This is a genomic window from Elioraea sp., assembly GCF_051860475.1.
Classification (GTDB): Bacteria; Pseudomonadota; Alphaproteobacteria; order Acetobacterales; family Acetobacteraceae; genus Elioraea.
Window position 1 is genome coordinate 1 of the sequence record NZ_JBHYDW010000212.1, and the last position, 5,168, is coordinate 5,168.

Consider the following 5,168-nt stretch of genomic DNA (forward strand, 5'->3'; position numbering starts at 1 on the left):
CCTCGCGCAACGCGCCCTCCAGCGCCTCTGGGTCCTCGACGCGGATGCCATGGCAGCCCATCGCCCGCGCGACCGCGGCGTAGTCCATCTCGGCAAGGTCGGAGGACTGGTAGTTGCCCGGGCCGAACACCGCGTGCTGAAGCGCCTTCACATAGCCCGAGGCCGCGTTGTTGAAGATGCAGACGACGATCGCCGCGCCGAGCCGGCGCGCGGTCTCGAGCTCGCCCATCGACATGTTGAACCCGCCATCGCCGGTGAGCGCGACGACGCGGCGCTTCGGCCCGACGCCGAGCTGCGCGCCGATCCCGCCCGGTACGCCGTAGCCGATCGAGGCGAAGCCGCGATCCGGCACGAAGCTGCGGCCCGCCTGCTTGGTGTCGAAGAACAGCCCGCCCCAGTGGCCCGCGAAGCCGCCATCGGCGACCAGCACCGCATCCGCCGGCAGCACGCGGTTCAGCGCGCCCATCAGCCGGCCGACATTGATCGGGCGTTCGCTGCTCTCCAGCCGCTCGCGCGCGCCCTCGCGCCAGCGCGCCATGCGTTTCGGCACCGAGGCGACCCAGTCGGCGCGCCGGCGCAGACGCGCGGCCCCGTCGCCGACGAATGCCGCCAGATCGGCAAGTGCCAGCCGCGCATCCGCGGCCAACGCGACATCAGCACGGGTGGTGCGGCCGATCTCCTCGGCGACGATGTCGATGTGGATCAGCCGCTTACCCGGCGGAATGAGCGCGAAGCGCCTCGTCGCGATCTCGCCGAGCTTGCAGCCCACGACGAGCAGGCAGTCGCTCTCGGCGATCATCGCGTTGGCAATCCGGTCATAGCGGCCGAACAGCCCGGCCGAGAGCGCATGCATGCACGGGATCGCGCCCTTGCCCGACATGGTGTGCGCGACGGGGATCCCCTGCCCTTCCGCGAGCGCCAGCAGCGCGTCGTACGCCTCGGAGATGTGCACCCCGCCACCGGCCAGGATCAGCGGCCGCTCGGCCTCGGCCAGCATCCGCCCCGCCGCCGCGAGCAGGGCCGGGTCAGGCCGCGTGCGTCGCGCCTGCGCCTTCAGCGTGCCGGGATCGATCCAGAACTCGGCGGCGTCGAAATCGTGCTCGCCATGCGCGACATCCTCCGGCACCTCGATCAGCACCGGGCCCGGCCTGCCCGAGGTCGCGACCGCGAAGGCGCGGCGCAGCAGTTCGGGCACGCGCGATGTCAGCTCGATGCGGATGGCGTCCTTCACCGCCGGGCGCAGGATGTCGAACTGGCGCGCCTCCTGCGTCATGTTCTTCCAGGCGTGCTGCCGGTTCGCGCCGCCGATGATGGCGATCATCGGCATGCCGCCGTTCAGCGCCTCGATCAGCCCGGTGGTGAGGTTGGTCGCCCCCGGCCCGAGCGTGCCATCGCAGATGCCGGGCCGGTTGGTCACGCGCGCATAGGCGTCGGCGGCGAAGGCGCCGCAGCGCTCGTCGTTGATCAGGGCGTGGCGCAGCCCGAGCGCGCGGCACGCCTCGTAGAACGGCAGCAGCTGGAACCCGCCCATGCCGAACATCGGACCGGCACCGGCGAGCTTCAGCATCTCCGCAAGCGCTGCCCCACCCGTCATCCGGCGGAGCGTGTTCGAGACCGGCGTGGCATCCATGCGTGACGTGTCCCTCAGGCGATCCTGCGGGTCGCGGCGGCGCGCACCACCTCGACAAACTCGCGGCAGCTCTGCCCGACGCGTCCGCCCAAGCGCGCGGCCGTGTCGTTCACCGCCGAGATGACGCCATCGCTCCAGGTGGACATCGCCTCGCCGATGCGAGCGCTCTCGGCCGAAACCGTCGCGCCCGCGATGCCGCGCCCGTCGAGCGCGGGCAGACGCGTGAACCCGGCCGCGTCGATGCCGCCGCCGGCGTCGTTGTACACCGCCGCGAGCACCGGCTGCTTGACCGCCATCGCCGGCTTTCCGCCCGGCAGCCCGCCATGGCTGCCGGTGACGATGATGTGGCCCGCATCCTCAGGCAGGACCAGGCTGTTGGAATCAAGCGCGAGCACACGGATGCCGCCGCGTCCCGCCTCGGCGATCGTGGTGCGCGCCTCCTCGATCACCGGGACGAGTGGCGGCTTGAGCAGCCCTGCGGCGGCGAGCCGCTCGACTGCCTCGGCCGCGGACATCCCGACCGCGAGCCCGAGCGAGGCCGCTTGCGCATTCACCGCGCTCAGCACGCCTCGCGCGAGACAGTCCGCGCCGTCGCCGATCCGCGCCGAGAGATGCCCGATCGCGGCGGCCGGCACGGCGATGCGCGCGAGCCAGTCGAGCCCGGAGATGCCCGCACGGTCGCGGCCGATCCCCGCGTCGTGCAGGACCACACCGACAACACCGCGCTGCGCCGCATACCACGCTGAATAGATCCCGCCATGCGAGCCGCAGAGCGCCACACGCCCGCGCGCCTCGCTGGGCAGGTGGGTGACGCTGTCGAGAACCAGGGGACCGCCCGCCATCACGCCACTCCCTCCCGGACGCGGCTTGATTGTTGAGCGCGGTTCCGCAGGATGCGCAAGAGGAACAGGGGACCGTTCATGGCCGATACGGCGCCGACCGGGCACAACACGCGCCGGTTGCTCGACCTCTACCGCATGATGGTGCGCATCCGCGCCTTCGAGGAGACCGCGCTTGCCGCGCACGAAGCCGGGCAGATGCCGGGGCCGCTGCACGTCTCGATCGGCCAGGAGGCGGTCGCGGCGGGGGTGTGTCTCAACCTGCGCGCGGATGACCGCATCACCTCCAACCACCGCGGCCACGGCCACGCGATCGCCAAGGGCGCGGGCATCGCCGGCATGATGGCCGAGCTGTTCGGGCGCGCCGCCGGGCATTGCGGCGGCAAGGGCGGCTCGATGCACATCGCCGACTTCTCCGTCGGCATGCTCGGCGCCAACGGCGTAGTCGCCGGCGGCATCCCGATCGCGGTCGGCGCGGCGCAGGGGCTGCGCCTGCTGGGCTCGGACGCGATCGTCGCCTGCTTCTTCGGCGACGGCGCGATCAACCGGGGCCCGTTCCTGGAAGGGCTGAACTGGGCCGCGCTCTATCGCCTGCCGGTGCTGTTCGTCTGCGAGGACAACGGGGTCGCCGCCTTCACGCGCGCCGGCGAGGTGACCTCCGGGACAGGCGCGGTCGCACGCGCCCAGGCGATCGGCGTGCCGGGCGAGAGCGTAGACGGCAACGACGCGGTGGCGGTGGACGAGACGGTGAGGCGGCTGGTCACGTCCGTGCGGCGCGGTGACGGGCCGCGTCTTCTGCATCTGCATACCTATCGTCTGCTCGGCCACACCAGCACCGACAAGGCCGCTTGGCGACCGGAGCAGGAGGTGGCCGAGGCGCGCGGGCGCGATCCGATTGCGCGGCTGCGGCACCGCCTGCTGGAGGCGGGCGCGACGACGGCGGCACTGGACGCGATCGTCGCTGATGCCGCAGCCGAAATGACCGCCGCGCGCGATGCCTCCCTCGCCGCCCCCTGGCCCGATCCCGCGACCGCGTGGACCGACGTGCTCGACGCCGACCGTCCGGAGGCCGCGTGATGGACGCGCCCGCGACCACCGAGACGCTGACGCTGGTGGAGGCCGGGCGCCGCGCCGCCTTGCAGGAAATGCAGCGCGATCCGCGCGTCTGGGTGCTGGGCGAGGATGTCGCGCGCGGCGGACTGTTCGGCCAGTATCGTGGCTTCCTCGACGCGTTCGGGCCCGACCGTGTCGTCTCCACGCCGATCAGCGAGAGCACGATCATGGGGGCCGGGCTCGGCGCCGCGCTGGTCGGCACACGGCCGATCATCGAGATGCGCATCTTCGACTTCGTGATGTGCGCGATGGATGAGCTCGTCAACCAGATCGCCAAGATCCGCTACATGTTCGGCGGCCAGGCCAAGCCCGCCGTGGTGGTGCGTATGCCGCACGGGATCTGGCGCAACTCCGCCGCGCAACACAGCCAGACACTCGAGGCGTGGTTCGCGCATCTGCCGGGCGTGGTGGTCGTGGCACCGTCCACGCCGGCCGACACGGCGGGGCTGCTGGTCGCGGCGATCCGCTCGGACGATCCGGTGCTGTTCTTCGATCCGAAGAACCTGTTCGGCGTGACCGGACCGGTGCCGATGCAGATCGACCCGCTGCCGTTCGGACGCGCGCGGCAGGTGCGGTCCGGTACCGACCTCACGATGGTGGCCTGGTCGGCGATCCTGCCCGACTGCGAAACCGCCTGCGCCACACTCGCCGCCGCGGGGATCGCGGTCGATCTGATCGATCTGCGCACGCTGTGGCCATGGGACGAGGAGGCGGTCGCGGCCTCGGTCGCGCGCACGGGGCGGCTGCTGGTGGTGCACGAGGCGGTGCAGGCGGCTGGGTTCGGCGCGGAGGTTGTCGCGCGCACGATCGAGCGTCTCGGCCCTTCGGCGGTGAAGGCGGCGCGGCGCCTTGGTGCGCCGCGCGTGCCCGTGCCGTTCAGCCCGCCGCTCGAGGAGGTGGTGAAGGTGACCGCGCCGAAGATCGTCGCGGCGGCGCGGGCGGCGGTCGGGGCGTAGGGCAGCGGCGGAACCAGGGCGGTCGGCGGCCGCACGCCCGCGTGGGCCGGGCCGAGATCGGAGCCGCCGATGCCGAGGCTGAGCACAGTGGCGAAGGGCGCGCCGTTCGCCGCCGTGATGCGTCCGGTGTGCACGGAGGTGACGAAGTCGTGCATCCGGTCGCGCTCGGCGTGGAGATTGGCGGAGTCATCCTCCACCTGTCGGCCGTGCGGGCGCGGTGGGCGGCGCTGCGGCGCGCGCGCAGTGCGATGTGCAGGGCGGCGCGGCGTTCGGTCGCGTTCACCCGGTTGCCTGCCGCCATGCGGCGGAGGACGGCGCTGAACTCGGCGGCGTTGGCGAGCGCGAGCAGGCTGTCGAGCAGCGCGTCGTCGAGCGCGGCTTCGGTGAGCCACTCGAATGGGAGCGCCTCGACAACTGCCGCGCCTCGCGTATCACCGTCGCCCGCCCGGACTCCTCGATCACGGCAGGTTCGACCGGCGGGATGCGCGCCTGGGCGGTCGATCGCCTCCTGAAGATGCGATCGACCTTCGGCTACGTCCTGCGCTCCACGATCGACGAGGCGGCCGCGCGCCGGCGGGCTTCGCGATCCACCAACGGCGGGGACCCTTCGTGCATCAACGGCTGAGGTGT

At 72.4% G+C, this 5,168-nt stretch carries 4 protein-coding genes and 2 pseudogenes; 2 read left to right on the forward strand and 4 right to left on the reverse strand.

The window, feature by feature from the left end:
• Both ACTIFU_RS22265 and ACTIFU_RS22270 read right to left on the reverse strand, forming a co-directional pair.
• On the reverse strand, positions 1 to 1,630 hold a 1,630-nt coding region (locus tag ACTIFU_RS22265), incomplete at its 3' end, for a thiamine pyrophosphate-binding protein (RefSeq protein ID WP_439580516.1).
• A gap of 14 nt (positions 1,631 to 1,644) precedes the next feature.
• Complete coding sequence (locus ACTIFU_RS22270) at positions 1,645 to 2,472, reverse strand: hypothetical protein (protein ID WP_439580517.1); 828 nt, start codon at positions 2,470 to 2,472, stop codon at positions 1,645 to 1,647.
• A gap of 78 nt (positions 2,473 to 2,550) precedes the next feature.
• Between ACTIFU_RS22270 and ACTIFU_RS22275 the strand changes: the two genes are divergently transcribed.
• The gene (locus tag ACTIFU_RS22275; RefSeq protein WP_439580518.1) at positions 2,551 to 3,546 is read left to right on the forward strand and encodes a thiamine pyrophosphate-dependent dehydrogenase E1 component subunit alpha; all 996 of its coding nucleotides are present in this window, start codon (positions 2,551 to 2,553) and stop codon (positions 3,544 to 3,546) included.
• Positions 3,546 to 4,538, forward strand: coding sequence for an alpha-ketoacid dehydrogenase subunit beta (locus tag ACTIFU_RS22280; protein WP_439580519.1), 993 nt, complete (start codon positions 3,546 to 3,548; stop codon positions 4,536 to 4,538). Before ACTIFU_RS22275 ends, ACTIFU_RS22280 begins: the two co-directional genes overlap by 1 nt.
• A 104-nt stretch (positions 4,539 to 4,642) precedes the next feature.
• On the opposite strand, the pseudogene ACTIFU_RS22285 reads toward ACTIFU_RS22280, so the two are convergent.
• Together ACTIFU_RS22285 and ACTIFU_RS22290 are read right to left on the reverse strand one after the other, a co-directional pair.
• A pseudogene (locus ACTIFU_RS22285) lies at positions 4,643 to 4,735 on the reverse strand (hypothetical protein); the annotation flags it as partial.
• A gap of 86 nt (positions 4,736 to 4,821) precedes the next feature.
• Positions 4,822 to 5,040, reverse strand: a pseudogene (locus ACTIFU_RS22290) (hypothetical protein); the annotation flags it as partial.
• Positions 5,041 to 5,168: the final 128 nt, after the last annotated feature.

Bases quoted from the DNA above. Each gene is read 5' to 3' on its own strand.
- ACTIFU_RS22275 (WP_439580518.1), top strand. From the start codon at position 2,551: ATGGCCGATACGGCGCCGACCGGGCACAACACGCGCCGGTTGCTCGAC.
- ACTIFU_RS22270 (WP_439580517.1), bottom strand. From the start codon at position 2,472: ATGGCGGGCGGTCCCCTGGTTCTCGACAGCGTCACCCACCTGCCCAGC.
- ACTIFU_RS22280 (WP_439580519.1), top strand. From the start codon at position 3,546: ATGGACGCGCCCGCGACCACCGAGACGCTGACGCTGGTGGAGGCCGGG.